This is a genomic window from Geopseudomonas aromaticivorans, from assembly GCF_019097855.1.
GTDB classification, from domain to species: Bacteria; Pseudomonadota; Gammaproteobacteria; order Pseudomonadales; family Pseudomonadaceae; genus Geopseudomonas; species Geopseudomonas aromaticivorans.
Map to the genome: position 1 here is coordinate 225322 of NZ_JAHRGL010000030.1, position 23357 is coordinate 248678.

Sequence of the window (23357 nt, forward strand, 5' to 3'; positions counted from 1 at the left end):
TTCGTGCGCCAGCCCCTGACCGCTCTGTTGTTGTTGGTCTGCTCTGCCTTCGGGGGCCATGCCTGCGCCCAGGATCCGGGCGACGGCCCTGCGGTCGAGCCACCTGCGCAGGCGCTCGAGTTCGAGCGCACGGGAGTCGTCGATCTCTGGCAGTTGTTCCAGGAGGCTGCGCAGGAGGATCCCCGCATCCTGGCGGCCCGGGCCCGCAGCCAGAGCGCCGCATGGCGCCAGCGCGAAGCCTACGGTCAGCTGTTGCCGCAAGTCGCCGCCAGTGGCTCGTATAACCGAACGCTGCAGGAATACGACGTCGCCCGGCGGTTCTACAACGGCGAGCGCTATTCCTTGGGTGTGAGCCAGGTGCTGTACGATCCGGAGGTCTGGCACAACTACCGGCGTTTCAATGAGCTGGCCCAGCAGCAGGCGGCCGAGTACGAGGCCTCGCTGGAGGAAAGTACGGTCGACCTGGTCGAGCGCTACTTCATGGCCTTGGCAGCTGAGGATGAGCTGGACCTGGTGGCGGCGGAACTGCGAGCCACCCAGCGCAATCAGGAGCGCATCAACGCGCTGTATGCGCGGCAGCTGGCGATGGTTACCGACGTGCTGGAAGTTTCGGCACGGGTCGACGGGCTCGCGGCACAGGTGATCGAGGCGCGCAATCGTGTCGAGATCAGCCGCGAAGCGTTGTCCGAGTTGGTGGGGCGCCCGATCGTCGAGCGACTCAAGCGTATCGGACCGGCTCCGCAGTTCCACATGCCGCCCCAGGACAAGACGTATTGGGTGACGCTCGCGGCCGAGTCGAATCCGGTCCTGCGTGCACGCCAGAAGGCGGTGGATGCCGCCCAGGCATCCCTGCGCCAGGCCAAGGCCGGTCATTTGCCCACCGTCACTCTCAACCTCAACGGCCAGCGCAGCGACATCGGCTACGAGAACAGCATCGCTCCGCGCACCGACACCTATGTGGCCAATCTCGGGGTGCAGATCCCGATCTACAGTGGTGGATCGACCAGTGCACGGGTTTCCTCCATGTACGAGGACCTGATGACGGCCGAGCATGAACTCGAGGCGGCCCGTCGCCAGGTCAGTCGGGAAACCCGTTCGGCCTTCAATGACATGGAGGCCGGCCTGAGCAAGATCTCGGCGTTGCGCAAGGCGCTGGTGTCGGCCGAAAAGTCGCGTACGGCGGCCGAGCGGGCTTTCGGCCTTGGCGTGATGAACGCGGTAGACGTGCTGGATACGGTCAAGGAGGAGTACGCTGCGCGGCGCGATCTGCTGAAGTCGCAATACGACTTCATCATGAGCGTCACGGTGCTGCGCCGCTGGAGCGGCACCCTGGCCGCCGACGATGTGCGCCAGGCCAATGCCTGGCTGATCGAGCCGCCGGTCCGCTGATGTGTTACCTGTCCGGGGGATCGTGCGTCAGAAAACCAGTGACACGGCCGTGGCGGTGCATCGGCGCTCGTGCCAACGTCCGGCCTGCCATGTAAAATCCCGGCCTTGGTCGTTGAGCCCTAGCTAGCCATCCCTGCCGCAAAACGGGCTGGTGTGATCAGTTTAATTGTGGGAAGCACAGATGATCGGAATTAAAAGTATCGCCAGCTACATTCCGGAGGGCCGGATCGACAACATCGCCCAGGCGGCGTCCTTCGATCGCGACGAGGCCTTTGTCGCGAGCAAGATCGGCACCACCACCCTGTCGGTGAAAGACACTGCCGAGGAAACCTCCGATCTGTGCGCGACCGCCGTGCAGAACCTGCTGGCCAAGAATCCCGGGTTTCGTCTCGAAGATGTCGACGCTCTGGTGGTGGTCACCCAGAACGGCGATGGCGAAGGCCTGCCGCACACCTCGGCGATCGTCCAGAAGAAGGCCGGGCTGCCGACCCACGTGGCGTGCTTCGATGTGTCGCTGGGCTGCTCCGGCTATGTCTACGGCCTCTACGTCCTCAAGGGCTTCATGGAAGCCGCCGGCCTGAAGAACGGCATCCTGGTCACCTGCGATCCCTACTCGAAGATCATGGATCGCAGCGACCGCATGACCACCCTGCTGTTCGGCGATGCCGCCACCGCCACCTGGCTGGGCGCCGATCCGGTATGGGAACTGGGGCCGGTACGTTACGGCACCGACGGCAGCGGTGCCGACCACCTGTACGTCAAGGATCGCATCTTCCACATGAACGGTCGCCAGGTGTTCAACTTCGCCAGCCTGAAGATCATCCCGCACATGCAGGAAGTGCTCGAGCTGGCCGGGCTGTCGCTGGATACGGTGGATGCCTTCTGTCTGCATCAGGGCAGTGGGGCGATTGTCGATGCCATTGCCAAGAGACTAGGCGACAACGGTGACAGAGTCGTTAAGGACATGTTCGGTGCCGGCAACACCGTGTCCTCGACCATTCCCATGCTGCTCGAGCGCTACGCGTTCGACAACTCCCAGTGGAAAAATCTGGTGATGAGTGGCTTCGGCGTCGGCCTGTCGTGGGGTTCGGCCGTCCTGTTCCGTCGTTGACCGTTCTTCTGTCTCATTGGGAGAGGGTGGGTTAGGTCGCAGCGCCGTACCCCACCTCGGCCCGCCTAGGCGCAGCGCTTCCGGGTCAGCCAGTCGTCCCAGCTGATCCGCTCCTCGCGCACCAGCCAGCCATCCTGGCCGGCAAAGCCCTCCGACAACCACAGGTTGTCCGTGCAGGCGGGGCGCAGCGCGCCGTTCTGCAGGGTGAACAGCTCGCCGGCGGGGTTGTCCACGGGCAGCAGATAGAGATCCGGGCTGTGCCGCTCGAGGCGGGCGATCAGCTGCTGCTCCTCCAGCCGTTCATCGACGTGGAACAGGCTGGGCGCCGGGTGCGTCGGCAGCTCCAGGCGCAACTCGTAGACCAGTTGCAGCGAGGCAGTGGGCAGATGAACGTAGGCCTGCGGCCGCTCCAGGAGGGGCAGGCGGCCGGCGCGGATCGGTCGGGCGGCACCCGACAGCGGACTGACCTTGAAGTGCGCGGCCTCGTGGTAGGCAAGGACGTCGCGGTACGGCTGCACCAGCCAGTGCTCGCCGAAGCGTCCGCCGAGCCAGCCGCGTGGCGTTTCCACCAGGCATTCCTCGGCCACCTCCTGCAGCGCGGTATGCAGCGGCAGGTGCAGTTCGTGGCTCGGCACGTAGCCGGAAATCAGTTTGAGAACCGAGTCGCCGCGATCCGCGCGTTGCTGGCGCACCAGCAACCAGTAGTCACGCCCCTGCCACTCCAGGGTCAGACGCACCGAAACGCCCAGGTTGGCCAGTTCGACCGTGAAGCGCTGCGGGTTATCGATCTCCAGCGGGCGCCGACGCTCGAGCATCTGACCGAAGTTGAGGGGCGCGCCGACCGGCTGATAGACCAGGCTCTGCGCGTCGGCCTCGACGTGTAGCGGTTGGGTCTTGAAGGTGTGCGGATCCTTGCGGGCGAGGATGCTGGGCATGGCGACTCCTTCGGGGCTGACGGGGGGGCATTGGCATGATCTGATCAGTCCTGGACTCCCTGCCGGGGTAAGGCTCGGGAGTCGGGCTTGGACAGGTTAGCCGAGCCAGACGGAGCTGTCTGTGGGCGGCGGTCAGACGGATTGTCGCGCCCCGACGGGTGTCAGCTCCGCCCGCCAAGCACCGCCGCGGCAGTGACCACGTTGTGCACCAGATGCGCCGGGGTGATGGTGCCGACGATCGCGCTGCTCACTGCCGGATGGGCGAAGATCAGCTCGAAGCTGGCGCGTACCGGGTCTGCGCCGGCCAGGCAGGCGTGGCCGCTGGCCAGCGCCTTCTTGATCAGGATGCCCTTGCCGTGGGCGGCGGCATAGTCGAGCACCGGCTTCTCGCCCTGCTCGGCAAGGTTGTAGGTGACCATGGCGCAGTCGCCTTGCGCCAGGGCCTTCAGGCCGCCGGCGACGGTCTTGCCGGAGAAGCCGAAGGCGCGGATCAAGCCCTCCTGCTTGAGTTGGGCGAGGGTGGCGTACACCTCGGTCTGCTCCAGGACCGCTAGATCGTTGCCATCGGAGTGCACCAGCAGCAGGTCCAGGTAATCGGTTTCCAGGCGTCTGAGGCTGCGCTCCACGGAAAAACGGGTGTGTGCCGCGCTGAAGTCGAAACGCGAGGCGCCGTCCTCGAACTCCTCGCCGACCTTGCTGCAGATCACCCAGCTCTGGCGTTGGCCGCGCAGCAGCGGGCCGAGGCGCTGCTCGCTGACGCCATAGGCCGGCGCCGTGTCCAGCAGGTTGATGCCGAGCGCGTGGGCCTGAGCCAGCAGCTCGCTGGCGGCGCGGTCGTCGGGAATGGTGAAGCCGTTGGGATACTTCACCCCCTGGTCGCGGCCCAGCTTGACCGTGCCCAGACCGAGCGGCGAAACGATCAGGCCGGTGCTGCCCAGCGGGCGCCACAGATCGTGCAAACTGCTCATGCGAATAGCTCCTGCCACGGCGCCGCTGCCACCGCAGGTCGCGGCAGTGCGGGCATGTCCGCGTGGCTGCCTGGATGGATGGCCGCGCGCTCAAGGGCGGCAATCACCCGCTCGGCGAAGTCCGGTGCCAGCGCCAGCTTGGTCGGCCAGCCCACCAGCAGGTTGCCCTGCTCGCTGAGGAAGGCATTGTCCGGGCGCACCAGGCCGGACTGCGCCGGCTCGGCACGGTCCACTCGCAGCGTGCGCCACTCGGCCGCCGAGAGGTCGACCCACGGCAGCAGTTCAGCCAGCTCGCGGCGGGCGAAGGCGATCTGCGCCGCCTCGTCGCGGGCCACGCCGTCGGCCTCGGCCAGATCACCGCCCAGATACCACACCCACTGGCCATCGGCCGCTGGGTGGGTGGTGACGGTGATGCGCGGCTTGGTGCCGCCGCCCAGGCAGTGGGCATACAGCGGCTTGAGCGTCGGTGCCTTGACCAGCACCATGTGCAGTGGCCGCAACTGCTGTTTCGGCTGCTCGATACCCAATGCATCCAGCAGTCCGGCATTGCCCTGGCCAGCGCTGAGCACGACGCGGCGGGCGCGAATCTCGCGGCCGTCGACCGCCAGGCCGACCAGCTCGCCATTCTCGCGCAGTGGCTCGATGCGTTCGCCGGCCAGCAGGCCGTCGCCACTCAGCTCGGCCAGTCGGGCGATCAGGCTCGGCACGTCGAGCACCAGTTCGGCCAGGCGATAGACCTTGCCCTTGAATTTGGCATCCTGCAGTGCCGGTGGCAGCTCCGAACCCTTGACCTGATCGACCCGCCCGCGCATGGCCTTGCTGGCGAAGAAGCCGGTCAGGTTGCCGGCCAGGGTGCCCGGCGACCACAGATAGTGCGCGTCGGAGAGCCGCCGCACGCCGCGCAGGTCCAGCTCGCCACTACCGGCCAGCGCCTCGCGCCAGCGTCGCGGCATGTCGGCAATCGCCTCCGAGGAGCCGGTCAACGCGCCGCTCAGCGCGTACTTGGTGCCGCCATGGATGATGCCCTGCGACCTCACGCTCTGTCCGCCGCCTAGCCGCTCTTTCTCCACCAGCAGGGTGGCGTAGCCGAGCCTGCGCAGGCGGGCGTTGAGCCAGAGGCCGGCGATGCCGCCGCCGACGATCAGGATATCGGTGCTCAGGGCTTGGGGCATGGGAGGACGCCTTTGAAAAACAGGGGGTTGAGTATACCTGAGCACTTATATATTGATGACCGCCCCCATGCGCCTACCTTGCGCGCTCTTGGGTGTGACGGGCATACCCCATAACCCTGCGGCCAACTGATATCCTTCGTGCCCATGAATCGCGCCCTCTACACGCTCCTGCTGCACCTGGCCCTGCCGTTGATTGCCCTGCGCCTGTACCTGCGCGGGCGCCAGGCGCCAGCCTACCGCCAGCGCATCGCCGAGCGCTTCGCCTTCCAGCTGCCACCACTCAAGCGAGGCGGTTTCTGGGTGCATGCCGTCTCGGTGGGCGAGAGCATTGCCGCCGCGCCGATGATCCGCGCCCTGCGCGAACGCCATCCGGAGCTGCCGATCACCGTCACCTGCATGACGCCGACTGGCTCCGAGCGCATCCGTGCGCTGTTCGGCGACCAGGTGCAGCACTGCTATCTACCCTACGATCTGCCCTGGGCGGCGGCGCGCTTCCTTGACCGGCTGCAGCCGAAGCTCGCGGTGATCATGGAAACCGAGCTGTGGCCCAATCACATCCACCAGTGCGCCAGGCGCGGCATCCCCACGGTGCTGGCCAATGCCCGCCTGTCGGAGAAATCCGCCCGCGGCTATGCGCGGTTCAAAGGCCTGACCCGGCCGATGCTTGCCGAAATGAGCTGGATCGCCGCGCAGACCGAAGCCGAGGCCGAACGCTTCCGCCAGCTCGGCGCACGGCCCGAGTGCGTCAGCGTCACCGGCTCGATCAAATTCGATCTGACCATTGATCCCGAGCTGAAGCCCCGAGCGCAAGCACTGCGCTCCAGTTGGGGGGCAGAGAAACGTCCTGTCTGGATCGCTGCCAGCACCCATGCCGGCGAAGACGAAATCATCCTTGCCGCCCACCGTCAGCTGTTGGCCGAACACTCCGACAGCCTGCTGGTCCTGGTGCCACGGCACCCGGAACGTTTCGAAGCGGTTCATGTCTTATGCCAGCGCGAAGGCTTCGCCACTGTCCGCCGCTCATCCGGCTCCGCCGTGGGGGAGGGCATCCAGGTGCTGCTGGGCGATACCATGGGCGAGTTGCTGTTTCTCTATGCCCTGGCAGACGTCGCCTTCGTCGGCGGCAGCCTGGTGCCCGCTGGTGGCCACAATCTGCTGGAACCGGCGGCGTTAGGTGTCCCGGTGCTAAGTGGGCCTCACTTGTTCAATTTCCTTGAGATTGCTGCGCAGTTGCGTGGGGCGGGAGCCTTGGTTGTCGTGGCTGACTGCGAAGCCCTGGCTCGGCAGTTGCGGCAGATCCTGAATGAGACAGAAGAGCTGCAGCGCATGGGCAGTGCAGGATTAGTCGTCCTGCGTGCAAATCAGGGTGCGTTGGCGCGGTTGCTTGGGGGGGTAGAGCGCTTGTTGGCAAAGTAGTGGTTCAGGCTGGCAAATTTTGCAATGCAGGGTGGGCGTGGGCAAAATGCCAGTCCCTTATCGCAGTGCGGATCTCACCAGTCGAGTTGTGCCTCATAGCTCCAATTCTCAGCTTGTTTGTGGGTCTAGAGCAAGGGGAGCGCCCATTTGGAGGCGTTGCCCGCGCGTTCTCAGGAAATGCACGGAAAATCCTGGGGCGGTAGCGTGGCCGGTGTCGGCACTCCTCCGCTCGGGACTTGTAATCAAGGTAAGGAAAATCGAATGAAGCTTATCCCGGTAATCATGTCTGGTGGTGTTGGGAGTCGTTTGTGGCCCGTGTCGCGTGAGGCTCATCCCAAGCCTTTCATGCTGCTACCCGATGGCCAGAACTTGATTCAGAAGACTTTCCGTCGTGCCGCGGCCCTTGAGGGTGTGGCCGAGGTCATGACTGTTACCAATCGCGAACTGTTCTTCAAGACCGAAGACGAGTATCGCTTGGCCGGTGGTGGCGCAGTCGCGCAGAGCTTCATTCTCGAACCCTTCGGTCGCAACACAGCTGCTGCGGTGGCGGTGGCAGCCCTGCAGCTTCAGGAGGTGTATGGTGCCGATGCTCAGATGCTGATACTGGCAGCGGATCATTTGATCAAGGACGAGAGCGCCTTTGCCAATGCAGTGGTCAAGGCCCGGCAACTGGCAGCCGAAGGCTGGCTGGTCACCTTCGGTATTCGTCCCGAGTACCCGGAAACCGGCTTTGGTTATATCGAGGCTGATCAGGATACGCCGCTCGCGGGGGGGTTCAAGGTCAACCGCTTTGTCGAGAAACCGGATCTGGAAACTGCCAAGCAGTACCTCGCTGCTGGCAACTACCTTTGGAACTCGGGGATGTTCTGCTTCCGTGTCGGTACCCTGGTCGAGCAGTTCGAGGCTTATGCCTCCGATGTGCTGGGAGCTGTACGCGAAACCCTGTCACGCTCGCGCCTGAGCGAAGGACACAGGCACCGCGCTATTACTCTGGATGCTGAAGCATTCGGTGAGGTCCCGGACATCTCCGTCGACTATGCCTTGATGGAGCGCTCACAGCGCGTGGCAACGGTCCCCTGTGACATCGGTTGGAGCGATATCGGCTCCTGGAATGCGATGAGCGAACTGACGGAGGCCGATGCCAATGGCAACCGTTTTGACGGTGAGGTGCTGGTGCACCAGGCCAGCAACAACTATGTGCAGAGCCACGGGCGCCTGACCGCATTGGTCGGTGTGGAAAATCTCATCGTTGTGGATACCCCCGATGCCGTGCTGGTTGCCCACAAGGATCGTGCCCAAGACGTCAAACATATCGTCAGCCAGTTGAAGAGGAATGGGCATGACGCTCATCTGCTGCACCGTACGGTAAACCGTCCCTGGGGTACATACACCACCTTGGAAGAGGGAGAGCGCTTCAAGATTAAGCGTATCGTGGTGAAGCCGGGAGCCTCACTTTCTCTGCAGATGCATCATCATCGCAGCGAGCACTGGATCGTGGTCAGCGGCATGGCTCGTGTGGTGAATGACGAGCGCGAGATGCTGCTCGATACCAACGAGTCCACCTTTATCCGTGCCGGACACAAGCATCGCTTGGAAAATCCCGGCGTTATTGATCTGGTCCTGATTGAAGTACAGAGCGGCGATTATCTCTGTGAAGATGACATCGTACGTTTTCAGGATATCTACGGGCGTGCCAACGGCTGAGTTTACTGCTGCCGTATCGAACGTTCCGAGGCAAAGGGTTGGCCGCGCTCAAGTGGCCAACCCTTTTCTGCTTTCAAACTACAGTCAGCTTCCGAGCCTCATACCATCACTGAACCGCTTCAAGGCCCATGACATCAGAGGCCAAGTACCTGAAGAGTTGAGTGGCGAGATCGACTGTGGCATCGGGCGAGCCATGCTTGCTGAACTACGAGGCAGCAGAACCTTCGTCATTGGACATGACATGCGGGTGGAAAGTCGCATGCTGGCCAATGCCTTGATCAAAGGCCTGACTGAGGCAGGGGCCGATGTCATCGATATCGGTCTATGCGACACAGGTAACCTGCGAGACTCCAATATCGAGCCGCTGCTGCGCTTGAATGTGGAAACCCGCGGTGACCAACAAGGGGTAAGCAAGCTGGAACAGCTCATTCTGGAGTAAGCATGTTCGCAATGTTACGCAGCCTCTGGGAATACAGAGGCTTTGTCCTGTCATCCATCCGTAATGAATTCGTGGCCCGCTTTGCTCGTAGCCGCCTGGGCGGGCTATGGATGATCATCCATCCATTGGCGCAGGTTGCGATCTATGCGCTGATCCTTTCCAATGTGCTGGCGGCCAAGCTGCCGGGCATAGACAACAAATACGCCTATGCCCTCTACCTGATGGCCGGGGTGCTCGCCTGGAGCCTGTTCGCAGAAATTATCAACCGGTGCCTGACGCTCTTTATCGAGCAGGGCAACCTGATGAAAAAAATGCGCTTCCCGCGTATCACCCTACCGGTGATCGTGGTCGGCTCCAGCCTGCTCAACTACCTGCTGTTGTTCCTTGCACTGCTGGTGGTCTTTGCCCTGCTTGGGCAGGAGCCCAGCCTGCAGTTATTCTGGCTGGTTCCGCTCACCTTGGCGGTGATGGCTCTGGCGGTCGGCATTGGTCTGGTACTCGGGGTGCTCAACGTATTCGTGCGCGATATCGGTCAGGTCGTGCCCATCATCCTGCAGGTGTGGTTCTGGTTCACGCCAGTCGTTTACCCGGTGAGCATCATTCCCGAATACCTCAAAGATACCGTGGGCGCTAACCCCATGTACTCCATCGTCAGCGCCTACCACGACATTCTCGTATACGGTAGATCCCCCGATCTGCAGGAGATTGCCGTGACGACAGGCGTAGCGCTTGCCTTGATGCTGCTCGGGTTGTTCATGTTCCGTCGAGCCGCGCCGGAAATGGTGGACGCACTATGAGCCTGCTAATCGTCGACAACCTGGGCAAGGCTTACCGCGGCTACCATTCGGAATGGCAGCGCATTGCCCGCTGGTTTTACCTGCCGGTGAGGCCGAGTGAAGAGCATTGGGTGCTTAAGAACATCAGCTTCGCTATTGAGCCTGGCGAAGCAATCGGCATCGTTGGCCAGAATGGCGCTGGCAAATCCACACTGCTCAAAATGATCACCGGCACGCTGCAGCCCACTGAAGGTAACGTGCAGGTGAATGGCCGCATCGCCGCAATCCTGGAGCTAGGCATGGGGTTCAGCACCGAACTGACTGGCCGGCAGAATGCTTACCATGCAGCGGGCCTGATGGGGTTCAGTGCTGAACAGATTGAGCAGGCGATGCCGGAAATCGAAGCCTTCGCAGATATCGGTGAATACATCGAAGAGCCGGTGCGCACCTATTCCAGCGGGATGCAGGTGCGGCTCGCTTTTGCGGTGGCGACTGCTGTACGTCCCGATATCCTCATCGTGGACGAGGCCTTGGCTGTGGGGGATGCTGCTTTCCAGCGTAAATGCTTCCGTCGCATCGAGGAGTTTCAGGAGAAGGGTACGACCCTACTGTTGGTCACCCACGATATAGAAACGGTCAAGAAAATTTGCGACAAGGCGCTCTTTTTGCGCCAAGGGGGGGTGGCTGCCTATGGTCCAGCCAAGAGCGTTTGCGATGCCTACGAGAAGGCCCTGTTTGGCGGCAGTAAGTCAGCAGGTAAGGCAACAGTGGATACTGATCCTGAGTTTGAGCCGTTGGTGGACCCTAGCCTGATGAGCGATTGCGAGGTTGCCTATGGAGATGGGCGGGCGTTGATCGAGTCCATTTGGTTGGAAAGTCAGGAAGGGCATCTGGCCAATGTGTTTGGTAGCAGTGACAGTCTGATTCTCAAATACCGCGTCCGCTTCAATGTGGAAACGACTGGTGTCGCTTTTGCCTTCATGATCAAAACGCGGGATGGTGTGGCCCTGTTTGGAATGGATACCGCCCATATGCCGGAGGTGGAAGGCAGAATTTTCGCCGCTGGCGAAAAGGTCTTGATTCGGTTTGAGCTTGGTAATGCCTTTGCTCCGGGTAATTATTATATAAACTGTGGCGTGCGTGATGATGGTGATGATGTTTCGGTGTTTTTGCATCGGCGAGTAGATGCTGCTTTGTTTCGGGTGTGCGCGGATAGGGGAACCTCTGTCAAGTCTGGTTTGATTAATGCTCCTGTCGAATTTTCAATGGAGTGTGTATGAGTGGCATGAAAGGGGCGGGTGGCTCCGGGTTGGATCCTATATTTATTCACTCCCTGTTCCGCTCGGGGAGTACGTATTTTTTTAACATTTTTCGCGAGTCCCCGGAAGGGTATTGGTGTTATCAGGAGCCATTGCATGAATGGCCTCTCCTTTGTGCGGGAAATAAAGAGGGGTTGCTCGATCCGCATGTTGATGTTGCGAAGGAGCTTCGTCATCCGGAACTTGGGAGGCCCTATTTTTATGAGTTATATGAGGTGGCTGATAAATGCTTGCCGCTTCTTAAGAAAGAATATATTTATGACTCCTATTTTGGTGGGGGTGAAGAAGGTATTGGTGAGGATTACTTCGAGGCTTTGATTGGTGAAGCTAAAGGGCGTCCGGTGATTCAAGAGTGCAGGACGTCGTCTCGAATTGGAACTATCAAGAAAAAGCTCGGTGGGCTGCATCTGTATCTATGGCGAAATCCATGGGATCAATGGTGGTCCTGTAATGTTAATGAGTACTTTGATGCGGCTTGTCAGCTTTTTATAAATTCCCGAAGTTTTCCCGAGGCTGTTGGTCGGTTGCGGCAAGAGATTAAGTTTGAAGGTTTCTTTTCTGATAATTTGGCTGAGCAGTTTGGCTGGTTCAAGAGTCGGCGCCTGTCCTCTGAAGATAGCTATCTGGTTTTCTACCTTTTATGGTGTATTGGGCTTCTGGAGGGGATGCGCTGTGCAGACCTTCTGATAAATATCGATAGCCTGAGTGATAGTCATGAGTATCGTCGAGATACTCTTGCTGCGCTGAAGGAAGTCGGGGTTTTTGGTCTTGATTTTTCTGCTTGTTCGGTGCCGCAAGCCTGCTACGGAATGGGAGATCGAGAGTTCTTTGTACGTATTGAGGATAAGGTTCACGGCTTGCTGCTTATTTCTGGACTTTCGCAGCGCTCTATTGATGAGCTTATCGCCTTGCGTCGAGCCTACGAGCCGCTAGTGTGGCGCGACGAAGGTGCCACGGCCAGCACTCCTCAGCTGATCCGCGATGCGGAGCGCGCTCGTGCGTTGGCTCGTCGCTTTAATAGCCAGGGCATAGAGCAGCGCATCAAGTATGAAGAGCAGTTGGCGGCACAGCACGAGCTTTATACGGTAGCCGAAGCGCGAGCCGTTGCGGCCGAGGCTCGGGCGCAGCAGGCCGAAGCGCGAGCCGTTGCGGCCGAGGCTCAGGCGGAGCAGGCCGAAGCGCGAGCCGTTGCGGCCGAGGCTCAGGCGGAGCAGGTCGAAGCGCGAGCCGTTGCGGCCGAGGCTCAGGCGGAGCAGGGCGAAGCGCGAGCCGTTGCGGCCGAGGCTCAGGCGGGGCAGGCCAATGCGCGAGCCGTTGTGGCCGAGGCTCAGGCGAGGCAGGCCAATGCGCGAGCCGTTGCGGCCGAGTCGCAGGCGGAGCAGGCCGAAGCGCGTGCAACGGTTGCCGAGATAAAGGCCGAGCAAGCCAAAATTGGCGTAAGCGCAGCTAAGGCTACAGCCCAGCAAGCTGAAGCTGCATCAACGCAGTGTTTGGCGCAAGTTCAGGCTGTCTTCGAAAGCACCTCCTGGAAGATCACCAAGCCCCTGCGTATGCTTTCCGAGACCACTAGAAGGATAGTTCGACGCTCTGCCCGCTTGGCGAAGGCACTGCTCCGCCCCTGTCTTACGCCAGTAATGCACCTGCTGCTGAGCAGGCCAGCCGCGCGCGCACGCGTGGTCTCACTGCTAAGGAGCTTCCCGCTGCTGGATCAGCATCTTCGCCTCTTCGCCCGTAACTGGCTCATGCGTAACAACAGACACCCTATGCCGCCCGTAGCAATGAGCGAGGGCAGTGGGGTAGCGGTAGCCTTGTTCGGGGCTAGCACTGAGCTTGGCGATACAGATTTATCAGACCTGACAGCCCAAGCACAGCGCAACTTCCATAAACTTCACGCTGCAATCCAGCAGCGAGCACTAGAGCGCCAATGATGCGAGTCGTACTTGATCTCCAGAGCCTACAGGTAGAGTTCTGCGCGAATCCCAGACTGCTGCTGGATCTCGTCAGCGTCCTGTCTGAGACCATGAACGGGCATGATCTTCATATAGCACTCAATGGCAGCCTCGAAACAAGCATCCTGTCGATCAGAAGGGCTCTAGCCCGGCAGATAAAGCCTGAGAACATTCATCTATGGTTCGCTCCGGGCTCCGCTGAATCAGCGAGCAAAGAATGCAGTCGCCTAATTCGCGAAGCATTTCTGGCTAACCTACAGCCTGACTTGCTTTTACTGACCGATCTCTCGGTAAATGCTTCGACACTGGGAAGGCTCGAGAATGGTAGCAGGGCATTCAAGGTCGGCCTGGTTATTGATCATCTCTCTGCAGAAGATCAACGTGCAGCCTTGACGCTGACCACGCAAGTCGACCTGTTCATCACGACCCAGCAACGGCTGGCACATGAACTGCCCTCCGCCAGCCTGCTCCAACTGCTTCCGGGGCAGAATGCACAAGCCTCTCTTGCCGCACTCGCCGAATCCGCTCTGCCAGTTATTGACCTGGCTGGGCTGGGTCAGGGCAAACCGCGGCTGGCCTATGTCTCTCCGCTCCCGCCGGAGCGTTCGGGCATCGCCGACTACAGTGCCGAGTTGCTCCCATTCCTGGCACGCTACTACGACATCGATGTCGTGGTAGATCAGGCGGAGGTAGTCAATGACTGGATCCAGACGCACTGCCGCATCCTGTCGATGGAACAGTTCATCCTACAGGTCCAGGATTTTCAACGGATCCTGTACCATTTTGGAAACAATCCGATGCACGTGAAGATGTTCGACTTGCTCGAACGCTTCCCTGGCATTGTCGTACTGCATGACTTTTTCCTTAGCGGAGTGCAGTGGTACCGCGAGACGTACGGATTTGCAAATAACGCTCTCTGGAACGAGCTTTATCTTGCCCACGGCTACAAAGCGCTACAGGAGCGCACTCGGGAACATGATGAGCCGGTGGTTTTTCGCTACCCCTGTAACTTCAGCGTCATGCAGAAGGCCCTCGGTGTAATCGTCCACTCGGAGAACTCTGTACGCCTGGCCAAACAGTGGTATGGCATCGAAGAGGGACTGAGCGTGATCCCGCTTCTGCGACATCCAGCGGAAAGACTGGACCGGCAACAAGCACGGCACGAACTAGGCATCGCAGATGATGACTTTCTGGTGTGCAGCTTCGGCTTCGTCGGCAAGACCAAGCAAAACCATCGACTCCTGGATGCTTGGGAGGCCTCCAGCCTGCTCAGTGGGGACCGCCGCTGCAAACTGGTATACGTCGGCGACACCGACGACTCGACTTACGCTCGTGAGCTTGTCGCTCGCACACGCAAATACAGCCGATCCGGCGCGGTGAAGATCAGCGGCTGGACCGATAGCCGAACTTATCGTCTCTATCTCGCCGCTGCAGACGCAGCCGTTCAACTGCGCACCCTTTCCCGTGGCGAAACCTCCGCAGCGGTACTCGACTGCCTGAACTACGGGGTCGCGACCGTGATCAACGCCAATGGCTCGATGGCGGACATCCCGACCGATGTCGTGCGCATGATTCCGGACGAGTTCACTGACGAGCAGTTGATCGCCCAACTAGAGTCCCTGATAGCCGACGAAGGCGAGCGCAACGCACTGGCCCAGCGCGCGCAGCAGTACCTCCACGCCATTCACAATCCGGAGCATTGCGCCGAAGGTTACGCGCTGAGCATCGAGGCTACCTACCGGGCCAAAGCCTTTGGCCTGCACAAACTGATCAACCCGCTGGCTGACATACTGGGGCAGGAGGCTGGTGTACAACAGCTCAAAGAAATCAGCCGAGCTCTGGCACTAGGCTTCCCGGTCACACGCCCCGCTCGCACTCTGTTCATCGACGTGTCAGTCGTGGCTCGGGACGATTTCAAGACCGGTATCCAGCGGGTAGTCCGCGCATTGACCCTCGCCCTGATCGACGCTCCACCCGAGGGGTACCGCATCGAGCCGGTCTGCTTGGTTGAGGAGCAGGGTGACTGGAACTATCGGTATGCTCGCGACTACACCCTGGGGTTGCTCGACTCGCCCCACGGGCGGCTCGCCGCCGAGCGCATGGAGGCCCTGCCGGGCGACATCCTGCTGGGCCTCGACTTGGCTGGGGGCTACGTCGTCCAGGCAGATCGCCAAGGGGTCTACCGTGACCTGCAGAACCGTGGAATAAAAGTATCTTTCGTCGTGTATGACCTGATCCCGGTTCAGTTCGACAACATCTACCCGCCAGGTTTCAAGGAAGGGCACGCAGACTGGTTGAAAGTGGTTGCCAAAGCCGACTCGGCCATCTGCATTTCCAAGGCAGTGGCTGACGACCTCTCCGCGTGGTTGACCGAGCATGCACCCGTGCATGTGCCTGCACTCGATATTCGCTGGTTCCACCTAGGCGCGGATCTTGGCACTTCCTCACCCTCCACCGGCTTGCCAGAGAACGCCACGCAGGTGCTGCAGCAGATCGCCCAAGCACCGAGTCTGCTCATGGTGGGCACAGTCGAACCGCGCAAGGGGCATGGACAGGCACTGGACGCGTTGGAACAACTTTGGGCTGAGGGCTGTGAGATCAATCTCGTGGTGGTTGGCAAGGAAGGCTGGATGGTCGATGCTTTGGCCAGCCGCTTCCGCCAGCATCCAGAACTTGGTAAGCGCCTTATCTGGCTGGAAGGCATCAGCGATGAGTTCCTGCTGAAAGTCTACGGCAAGTCGTCGTGCCTTCTGGCCGCATCGTGGGGTGAGGGCTTCGGCCTGCCACTCATCGAAGCGGCTCAGCATGGGCTCCCAGTTATTGCGCGGGATATTCCGGTGTTTCGCGAGGTCGCTGGAGAGGGCGCCTTTTACTTCAGCGGCCAGAGCCCTGAAGATTTGAGCCAGTCCATAAAGCGCTGGCTAACCCTGCGGAACACAGATAGCCACCCGAAACCCAGCGGTATCCACTGGCTGACCTGGCAACAAAGCGCCGCGCAGATCAAATCAGTCTTGCTGCAGTAGGTTAACGAATCTGAGTGTTGCGGCGGCGAGGCCGCAGCATGGCTCCAAACAGGACGGACTTGGAATGACACAGAAAATAGCCTTTGAAAAAGCCTTGGCCGGCAAAGAGATTTTCGTTCCCGGTCATACAGGGTTCACAGGCGTCTGGGCCAGCCTCCGGGGGGAGGCCATTGGCGCAGAGATAGTCTGATCAAGGGCAAGGTCAACGCCTCGGCGGTAGGCACCCCAGTCGAGCGCACTAGTGGCTACCTGATGCCACCTCGTACAGAATTTTCAAATCCGGTAACCAATATGGCTTCAGTAAAACTTCATAACGGGAAAACATTCAGCTCCGAGGCAGGTACGTCAATGCTCGACAGTGCCAGGACTGAAGGCATCACCCTCGAATACAGTTGCAGGACTGGACGCTGTGGTGTTTGCAAGACCAAAGTGCTCTCCGGTGAAACTGAAGCTTTCAAGGACGAGACGTCTCTGACACCCGATGAGAGAGCAGCAGGATGGATCTTGACGTGCTGTCGCAGCGCTCTCACAGATGTGGAGATCGATGCCGAAGACATGAGCGCACTCGGCGACATTATCGTGAAGACACTCCCGTGCAGAATCGACACGATCAGCAAGCTGGCCGACAATGTCGTGGAAGTCATCCTTAGAGTGCCGCCCAACAGCAAATTCACTTATTTGCCAGGGCAGTACATCGATATCATCGGAGAAGCTGGACTGCGTCGCAGCTATTCCATTGCCAATGCCCAGCGTGCTGACGGAAAACTGGAGTTACAGATCCGGGAGGTCGAGCAAGGGATGATGTCGCAGTACTGGTTCGCCCGTGCAAAGACCAACGATCTCTTGCGACTGGAAGGCCCGCTAGGCACCTTCAGTCTACGGGAAAAGGCCGTTAGAAACATCGTTTTCCTGGCTACCGGTACTGGTATTGCTCCCGTCAAAGCCATGCTTGAGCAATTGCTTGGTAATCCCTCTATGGCCGACGGGAAGAAGGTTTTCATCTACTGGGGAGGTCGTACGCCCAGCGATATCTATTGGAGCCCGCAACTTCAGGGGCTGGACGCCACCTTCATTCCGGTACTTTCGCGAGCAGACGCTCAGTGGACAGGACGGACTGGCTATGTGCAATCGGCGCTAATCAATGATGCCATCGAACTTACACAATCGGTCGTCTATGCCTGCGGCTCGGAAGACATGATCCATTCCGCACGGGATGAATTGACTGCTTTGGGACTGCCTGTCAAAAATTTTTATTCAGATGCATTTGTAAGCTCAAACTGATAAGGAGCAATCATGAAAGCGGTCATTCTGGCAGGCGGTTTGGGTACGCGCCTGAGTGAGGAAACCAGTGTACGGCCAAAGCCTATGGTTGAAATTGGTGGGAAACCAATCCTCTGGCACATCATGAAGATGTATTCCGCGCACGGTATCAATGATTTTATTATCTGCTGTGGATACAAAGGCTATCTGATTAAAGAGTACTTCGCCAATTACTTCCTGCACTCGTCGGATGTAACTTTCAACATGCGTGAAAACACCATGGAAGTACACGACAAACGCGCCGAGGACTGGAATGTCACATTGGTCGACACTGGTGATTCCTCGATGACTGGCGGCCGCTTGCGTCGCGTGGCAGATTACGTTCGAAATGAAGAAGCGTTCTGCTTCACCTACGGCGATGGTGTCGGCGATATGAATATCAGCGCCACCATTGCCTTCCACAAGCAGCATGGCAAGGCAGCGACACTCACCGCCACCTATCCCCCTGGTCGTTTTGGTGCGCTGGACATCAAGCAAGGCCAGGTTCTCAACTTCAAGGAAAAGCCCAAAGGCGACGGCGCCATGATCAATGGCGGTTTTTTTGTATTGTCTCCTCGAGTTCTTGAATACTTGACCGACGACAGCACTGTCTGGGAGCAAGAGCCTTTGATGGAGCTAGCAGCCGCTGGCCAGTTGATGGCGTATGAGCACGAGGGGTTCTGGCAGCCAATGGATACCCTGCACGATAAAAATCTGCTGGAAAAATTGTGGCAGCATGGCAAGGCACCTTGGAAAACCTGGAAATAATATGAAAGCTACCGTCACAGCTGCCTTCTGGAAGGGAAAGAAGGTATTCCTCACAGGTCATACCGGATTCAAGGGCAGCTGGTTGTCCCTGTGGCTACAAGGCATGGGTGCGCAAGTCAAAGGTTTCGCGCTGGCACCGCCTACAACTCCGTCGCTCTTTGAACAGGCGCGTGTTGAGCAAGGCATGGCGGTATCGCAGATTGGCGATATTCGCGACCTGCAAGCCATTACAGAAAGCATGACGGCTTTTGATCCAGATATTCTGATCCACATGGCCGCCCAACCCCTGGTCAGGTTGTCCTACCGAGAGCCGGTCGAGACCTATGCCACCAATGTCATGGGCACTCTTCATGTGCTGGAGGCAGCACGCAAATGCCCGAGCCTTCGCGCAATCGTCAATGTCACGACTGACAAGTGCTATGAAAACAAGGAATGGGAGTGGGGCTATCGTGAGAACGAACCCATGGGCGGCCACGACCCTTACAGCAACAGCAAAGGCTGCGTAGAGCTGCTCACCTCCGCCTACCGCAATTCATTCTTTAACGCTGATGACGCGCCAGCCTTGGCCTCGGCACGTGCCGGCAACGTGATCGGTGGCGGTGACTGGGCAGAAGATCGCCTCATTCCCGACATTCTGCGCGCGGTTGAAAAAGGCCAGCCGGTGATCGTTCGCAACCCGAAAGCGACGCGTCCGTGGCAACACGCGCTCGAACCGCTCAGTGGTTACCTTGTCCTGGCCCAGCACCTATGGGAGCATGGCCATGCATTCGCGCAAGGCTGGAACTTCGGCCCCCGAGATGAAGATGCACGTCCCGTCGAGTGGATACTCGACCACATGGTGGGGGCATGGGGTGCCGGCGCGAGTTGGCAACTTGACAACGATCCTCAGCCCCATGAGGCGCGCTACTTGAAGTTGGATATTTCCAAAGCCCGAACCCACTTGAAGTGGCAGCCTACCTGGAGTCTGGAAACCACACTAACTCGCATCGTCACCTGGCATCGCGCCTGGTTGCGAGGCGAGGATATGCATGCCCATTGCGTGGACGAAATCAACAGTTATATGGCAGCCATGTCCGCTGGTGCCTAATCAATCAAAAGTATTAAGCAGGAAATACTATGACCCCCGATATGCTCCGTCAGGAAATCAGTCAGCTCGTTGAGCGCTACGCCCAGACTGCCTTGGCTGCCAAACCTTTTGTTGGGGGTGAAACCGTCATTCCTCCCTCCGGCAAGGTGATTGGCGCGCGCGAACTGCAACTGATGGTCGAAGCATCCCTTGATGGCTGGCTGACTACCGGTCGCTTCAATGCTGAATTCGAAAAAAAACTGGCCGAGTTTCTCGGCGTCAAATACCTTATTACCGTCAACTCGGGCTCCTCGGCCAACCTGGTTGCTTTCAGCACATTGACCTCCCCCAAGCTGGGGGACCGTGCTATCAAGAAAGGTGACGAAGTCATTGGCGTGGCCGCAGGCTTCCCCACCACCGTCAACCCCATCGTCCAGTTCGGGGCGATACCTGTCTTCGTCGATGTCGACATGGCGACCCACAACATTGACCCCGAGCTGATCGAAGCGGCCATCACCCCCAAGACCAAGGCGATCATGCTCGCCCACACCCTTGGTAATCCTTTCAACCTGGGCAAAGTCAAAGCCCTGTGCGAAAAGTACAACCTCTGGCTGGTCGAGGATTGCTGCGATGCACTCGGTGCGACCTATGACGGCAAACTGGTTGGCACCTTTGGCGACATCGCGACCCTGAGTTTCTACCCGGCCCACCACATCACCATGGGTGAAGGTGGCGCGGTGTTCACCAATAACGCTCAGCTCAAGTTGATTGCCGAATCGTTCCGTGACTGGGGGCGCGACTGCTACTGCGCACCCGGTTGCGATGATACCTGCGGCAACCGTTTCGGCCAGCAATTCGGCAGCCTGCCACAAGGTTACGATCACAAGTACGTGTATGCCCACTTAGGCTACAACCTGAAGATCACCGACATGCAAGCGGCTTGTGGGCTGGCACAGCTCGACCGCGCACCCGAGTTCATCGAAACTCGCAAGCGCAACTTCAAGCTGCTCAAGGAGCGCCTGGCAAGCTTGAGCGATTTCCTTGAAATCGCCGAACCCACCCCCAATAGCGACCCATCCTGGTTTGGCTTCCCGGTCACCCTTAAGGAAAGCGCCGGGGTCAAGCGTGTCGACCTGCTCAAGTTCCTGGATCAGAACAAGATCGGTACCCGCCTGCTGTTTGCCGGTAACCTGACCCGTCAGCCGTACTTCCATAACGTCGAGTACCGCGTCGTGGGTGAACTGACCAACACCGACCGGACCATGAACCAGACCTTCTGGCTGGGCGTCCAGCCTTCCTTGGGCCAAGAACATTTCGATTACGTCGGTGAAAAACTGGAAGAGTTCTTCGGGATCGGTTTCTGACATATGAAGGCTTCAGATGCAGTAGCAAAAGTACTTGCAGACAATAACGTCCTGTATGGTTTTGAACTCATCGGTGGAATGATTACCCATCTGGTGGACAGCATTAATTTGCTCGGCAAGACCAAGTTGGTATCCATGCACCATGAGCAAGGCGCTGCCTTTGCTGCATCTGCTGTCGCACGTGCGACCCATCACAAGATTATGGGCGTGGCACTGGGTACAAGTGGACCAGGTGCCACCAACCTGATCACCGGAATTGCAGACTGCTGGCTGGACAGTCACCCGTGCCTGTTCCTGACCGGCCAGGTCAATACCCACGAACTCAAGGGCGACAGGCCCATACGGCAACAGGGCTTCCAGGAGCTCGACAGCGTTGCCCTGGTGAGCAGCATCACCAAGTACGCTCATCTGGTCACCCATGTTGACGATCTGATTCCGTCGCTTCTCAAGGCGATCACCATCGCCCGCGAAGGGCGTCCTGGGCCCGTGTTGCTGGACATCCCCATGGACATCCAGCGCGCCGAGATCGATGACGCGGTCCTGGACGCGCTGTTGCACACTTGGGCCTGTAACTCGGTGTCGACCTCCGAGAAAAGCGATGCCTTCAGCCACGTCTGGACGTTGCTGGAAAAGGCCCAGCGGCCGGTATTCCTGGTTGGCGGTGGTGCCGTCAATATCCCTGAATTTAAGCACTGGCTCAGCCTGGTCGATCAACTGGGCATCCCGCACGTCGCCAGCCTGAAAGGTGCGGAAAAGCTGACCGCGGGCAAGAACTACCTGGGCATGCTGGGTGCCTATGGCACACGAGCGGCAAATTACGCCGTACAGCATTGCGACCTGCTGGTGGTATTCGGCAGCCGCATGGACGTACGGCAAACCGGCGCCAAACCGGAAACTTTCGCCCCGAATGCACAAATCGTACAGTTCGATCTGGATCCGGCTCAGTTGGACAACCGGGTCAAGGCTCAGCAGTCGTTCAATATCGGGCTGGACACGGTGTTTTGCGATTTCATCGAGCATGCGCACAAGCTCAAGCCGGCCCCTGCGGCCTGGCGTACACGCCTGCTGCAGGCCTTCGAGCAGTCGTTCGTCGACGAATATTCGGCATGGAGCATCAGCCCATTCGAATTGTTGCAGACGCTGAACGAGCTTACCGCAAACCGCGCGCTCGACTACGTGGCCGATGTTGGCAACAACCAGATGTGGGCGGCGCATACTCTACGCTTGGGCGCCGGCCAATCCATGCACCACTCCGGGGGCCTGGGGACCATGGGCTTCGCCATTCCCGCTGCCGTCGGAGCATGCTACGCCGGCGAAAAGCCGGTCATCGTTATCACCGGGGACGGTGGCGCGCAGCTCAACATTCAGGAGCTGGACATAATTGCGCGGGATCAGCTGCCGATCCTGACGATTGTGATGAACAACCACTCTCTCGGGATGGTTCGCGGCTTCCAGGAGATGTACTTCGAGGGCCGTAACTCCTCAACCTACTGGAATGGATACACCTCGCAGTTCCAGGCCATTGGCACAGCCTATGGCATCCGCTCGCAAAGTGTTGTCGACCTTAGTCAATTCAAGGCGGCAGTGACCGAGTTTCTCAATAGCAGCAAACCAATGCTCATCGAAGTGCTGATGCCTGATGCCCGCGAGTGCCGGCCTCGGCTGGAGTTTGGCCGTCCGATCCATGAGCAATCGCCGCTTCTGGACCTTGACGAATGAAGATCGCAATACTTGGGGCAACCAGCCATATCGCCAAAGACCTCATTGCCAGCATCGCCAGACAGACAACATATCAGTGTGACCTGTTTATGCGGGCGCCGGCCCAGTTTGCTCCCGAGATTCGAGCCATTTCCGAGCAGAGGTCGTTTGCGTTACTCGACTATGCCAGTTTCGATGACTCCCGCCTTTACGATGCGATCATCAATTTCGTAGGTGTTGGCGATCCAGCTCGTGCCATTCAGATGGGTAAGGACATCTTCACCGTCACCGAACAGTACGACAACCTCGCCCTGTCCTATCTGCAACGTCACCCTCAGTGCAGGTACATCTACCTGAGCAGCGGCGCCGCGTATGGCACCAACTTCGAAGCGCCTGTGACCGAAACCTCGAAGGCGGTCTTTGCAGTCAACGCACTGCAACCCCAAGACTGGTACGGCACTGCCAAATTTCAGGCGGAGTGCCGCCATCGGGCGCTACCCGCATTCGCTATCGTGGATGTCAGGGTGTTCAGCTATTTCAGCCATCGCCAAGCGCTCGATGCCCGTTTTTTCCTGAGCGACATCTTGCGCGCCTTGCAATCCGGCGCGGTGCTTGAAGTAGCCCCGGACGACATGGTCAGAGACTACCTGGTGCCTGCCGATTTCCTGCAACTGATCGACAGGATCCTGCAGTCATCGTCTTGCAACGATGTAGTCGACTGCTACACCTTGGCGCCCATCGGCAAGTTCGACTTGCTGGCGGCTCTGGGAGAGCAGTTCGGCCTGCAATACACAGTCGTGGGTGATCAGGCAAAGATCAACGCCACAGGCCCCAAGGCCAATTACTACTCACGCAATCGCAAAGCGGAACACCTGTTCGGCTATGTTCCCGGCGATTCCTCGTTGAGCGGCCTGCTGAGCGAGATCCGGCAGCACCTGAATGCCAGACAATAAAAGGCGCC

At 59.3% G+C, this 23357-nt stretch carries 18 protein-coding genes; 15 read left to right on the forward strand and 3 right to left on the reverse strand.

All coding sequences use genetic code 11. The features are described 5' to 3' along the window. Positions 1-3: 3 nt before the first annotated feature. Together KRX52_RS12450 and KRX52_RS12455 are read left to right on the forward strand one after the other, a co-directional pair. A complete protein-coding gene (locus KRX52_RS12450) occupies positions 4-1389 on the forward strand; it encodes a TolC family outer membrane protein (protein ID WP_367890543.1) in 1386 nt (461 codons plus the stop codon). Positions 1390-1570: 181 nt separating this feature from the next. Then, positions 1571-2500: a ketoacyl-ACP synthase III gene (locus tag KRX52_RS12455; RefSeq protein ID WP_217682050.1), complete on the forward strand. Its 930-nt coding sequence runs from the start codon at positions 1571-1573 to the stop codon at positions 2498-2500. Between the two features lie 65 nt (positions 2501-2565). On the opposite strand, the gene KRX52_RS12460 is transcribed toward KRX52_RS12455, so the two are convergent. From KRX52_RS12460 to KRX52_RS12470, 3 genes are all read right to left on the reverse strand, one after another. Further along, a complete protein-coding gene (locus tag KRX52_RS12460) occupies positions 2566-3435 on the reverse strand; it encodes a metal ABC transporter ATPase (protein WP_217682051.1) in 870 nt (289 codons plus the stop codon). Between the two features lie 161 nt (positions 3436-3596). Beyond that, complete coding sequence (locus tag KRX52_RS12465; RefSeq protein ID WP_254797550.1) at positions 3597-4403, reverse strand: aldo/keto reductase; 807 nt, start codon at positions 4401-4403, stop codon at positions 3597-3599. After that, positions 4400-5575: an NAD(P)/FAD-dependent oxidoreductase gene (locus KRX52_RS12470; RefSeq protein ID WP_217682052.1), complete on the reverse strand. Its 1176-nt coding sequence runs from the start codon at positions 5573-5575 to the stop codon at positions 4400-4402. Before KRX52_RS12470 ends, KRX52_RS12465 begins: the two co-directional genes overlap by 4 nt. Positions 5576-5719: 144 nt before the next feature. On the opposite strand from KRX52_RS12470, the gene waaA reads away from it, so the two are divergent. The 13 genes from waaA (at position 5720) to KRX52_RS12535 (ending at position 23349) form a co-directional block, all read left to right on the forward strand. Next, positions 5720-6991 carry a lipid IV(A) 3-deoxy-D-manno-octulosonic acid transferase gene (gene waaA, locus KRX52_RS12475; RefSeq protein WP_217682053.1) on the forward strand — a complete coding sequence of 424 codons (1272 nt, stop codon included), beginning with the start codon at positions 5720-5722 and terminating at the stop codon, positions 6989-6991. A gap of 261 nt (positions 6992-7252) precedes the next feature. Next, the gene (locus tag KRX52_RS12480; RefSeq protein ID WP_217682054.1) at positions 7253-8695 is read left to right on the forward strand and encodes a mannose-1-phosphate guanylyltransferase/mannose-6-phosphate isomerase; all 1443 of its coding nucleotides are present in this window, start codon (positions 7253-7255) and stop codon (positions 8693-8695) included. Next, a complete protein-coding gene (locus tag KRX52_RS21145; protein ID WP_437439701.1) occupies positions 8682-9134 on the forward strand; it encodes a hypothetical protein in 453 nt (150 codons plus the stop codon). The genes KRX52_RS12480 and KRX52_RS21145 overlap by 14 nt, the downstream gene beginning before the upstream one ends. A 2-nt stretch (positions 9135-9136) precedes the next feature. Next, on the forward strand, positions 9137-9931 hold the full coding sequence (locus tag KRX52_RS12490; protein WP_217682055.1) for an ABC transporter permease: 795 nt from the start codon (positions 9137-9139) through the stop codon (positions 9929-9931). Beyond that, positions 9928-11190, forward strand: a complete 1263-nt coding sequence (locus KRX52_RS12495; protein WP_217682056.1) for an ABC transporter ATP-binding protein — start codon at positions 9928-9930, stop codon at positions 11188-11190. Before KRX52_RS12490 ends, KRX52_RS12495 begins: the two co-directional genes overlap by 4 nt. After that, on the forward strand, positions 11187-13157 hold the full coding sequence (locus tag KRX52_RS12500) for a hypothetical protein (protein WP_217682057.1): 1971 nt from the start codon (positions 11187-11189) through the stop codon (positions 13155-13157). Before KRX52_RS12495 ends, KRX52_RS12500 begins: the two co-directional genes overlap by 4 nt. Next, entirely contained in the window at positions 13154-16201 is a 3048-nt protein-coding gene (locus tag KRX52_RS12505; protein ID WP_217682058.1) for a glycosyltransferase, read from the forward strand. Before KRX52_RS12500 ends, KRX52_RS12505 begins: the two co-directional genes overlap by 4 nt. Before the next feature lie 291 nt (positions 16202-16492). Then, a complete protein-coding gene (locus KRX52_RS12510; RefSeq protein WP_217682145.1) occupies positions 16493-17482 on the forward strand; it encodes a 2Fe-2S iron-sulfur cluster-binding protein in 990 nt (329 codons plus the stop codon). Between the two features lie 12 nt (positions 17483-17494). After that, positions 17495-18268, forward strand: coding sequence for a glucose-1-phosphate cytidylyltransferase (rfbF, locus tag KRX52_RS12515; RefSeq protein WP_217682059.1), 774 nt, complete (start codon positions 17495-17497; stop codon positions 18266-18268). Between the two features lies 1 nt (position 18269). Beyond that, the gene (gene rfbG / locus KRX52_RS12520; protein WP_217682060.1) at positions 18270-19355 is read left to right on the forward strand and encodes a CDP-glucose 4,6-dehydratase; all 1086 of its coding nucleotides are present in this window, start codon (positions 18270-18272) and stop codon (positions 19353-19355) included. A gap of 29 nt (positions 19356-19384) precedes the next feature. Next, complete coding sequence (gene rfbH, locus KRX52_RS12525) at positions 19385-20698, forward strand: lipopolysaccharide biosynthesis protein RfbH (protein ID WP_217682061.1); 1314 nt, start codon at positions 19385-19387, stop codon at positions 20696-20698. 3 nt (positions 20699-20701) lie between these two features. Beyond that, positions 20702-22417: a thiamine pyrophosphate-binding protein gene (locus tag KRX52_RS12530; protein WP_217682062.1), complete on the forward strand. Its 1716-nt coding sequence runs from the start codon at positions 20702-20704 to the stop codon at positions 22415-22417. Further along, on the forward strand, positions 22414-23349 hold the full coding sequence (locus KRX52_RS12535) for an NAD-dependent epimerase/dehydratase family protein (RefSeq protein ID WP_217682063.1): 936 nt from the start codon (positions 22414-22416) through the stop codon (positions 23347-23349). Before KRX52_RS12530 ends, KRX52_RS12535 begins: the two co-directional genes overlap by 4 nt. The last annotated feature ends 8 nt before the right edge of the window (positions 23350-23357 follow it).

Bases quoted from the DNA above. Each gene is read 5' to 3' on its own strand.
- KRX52_RS12455 (WP_217682050.1), top strand. From the start codon at position 1,571: ATGATCGGAATTAAAAGTATCGCCAGCTACATTCCGGAGGGCCGGATC.
- KRX52_RS12460 (WP_217682051.1), bottom strand. From the start codon at position 3,435: ATGCCCAGCATCCTCGCCCGCAAGGATCCGCACACCTTCAAGACCCAA.
- KRX52_RS12465 (WP_254797550.1), bottom strand. From the start codon at position 4,403: ATGAGCAGTTTGCACGATCTGTGGCGCCCGCTGGGCAGCACCGGCCTG.
- KRX52_RS12470 (WP_217682052.1), bottom strand. From the start codon at position 5,575: ATGCCCCAAGCCCTGAGCACCGATATCCTGATCGTCGGCGGCGGCATC.
- waaA (WP_217682053.1), top strand. From the start codon at position 5,720: ATGAATCGCGCCCTCTACACGCTCCTGCTGCACCTGGCCCTGCCGTTG.
- KRX52_RS12480 (WP_217682054.1), top strand. From the start codon at position 7,253: ATGAAGCTTATCCCGGTAATCATGTCTGGTGGTGTTGGGAGTCGTTTG.
- KRX52_RS12490 (WP_217682055.1), top strand. From the start codon at position 9,137: ATGTTCGCAATGTTACGCAGCCTCTGGGAATACAGAGGCTTTGTCCTG.
- KRX52_RS12495 (WP_217682056.1), top strand. From the start codon at position 9,928: ATGAGCCTGCTAATCGTCGACAACCTGGGCAAGGCTTACCGCGGCTAC.
- KRX52_RS12500 (WP_217682057.1), top strand. From the start codon at position 11,187: ATGAGTGGCATGAAAGGGGCGGGTGGCTCCGGGTTGGATCCTATATTT.
- KRX52_RS12505 (WP_217682058.1), top strand. From the start codon at position 13,154: ATGATGCGAGTCGTACTTGATCTCCAGAGCCTACAGGTAGAGTTCTGC.
- KRX52_RS12510 (WP_217682145.1), top strand. From the start codon at position 16,493: ATGGCTTCAGTAAAACTTCATAACGGGAAAACATTCAGCTCCGAGGCA.
- rfbF (WP_217682059.1), top strand. From the start codon at position 17,495: ATGAAAGCGGTCATTCTGGCAGGCGGTTTGGGTACGCGCCTGAGTGAG.
- rfbG (WP_217682060.1), top strand. From the start codon at position 18,270: ATGAAAGCTACCGTCACAGCTGCCTTCTGGAAGGGAAAGAAGGTATTC.
- rfbH (WP_217682061.1), top strand. From the start codon at position 19,385: ATGACCCCCGATATGCTCCGTCAGGAAATCAGTCAGCTCGTTGAGCGC.
- KRX52_RS12530 (WP_217682062.1), top strand. From the start codon at position 20,702: ATGAAGGCTTCAGATGCAGTAGCAAAAGTACTTGCAGACAATAACGTC.
- KRX52_RS12535 (WP_217682063.1), top strand. From the start codon at position 22,414: ATGAAGATCGCAATACTTGGGGCAACCAGCCATATCGCCAAAGACCTC.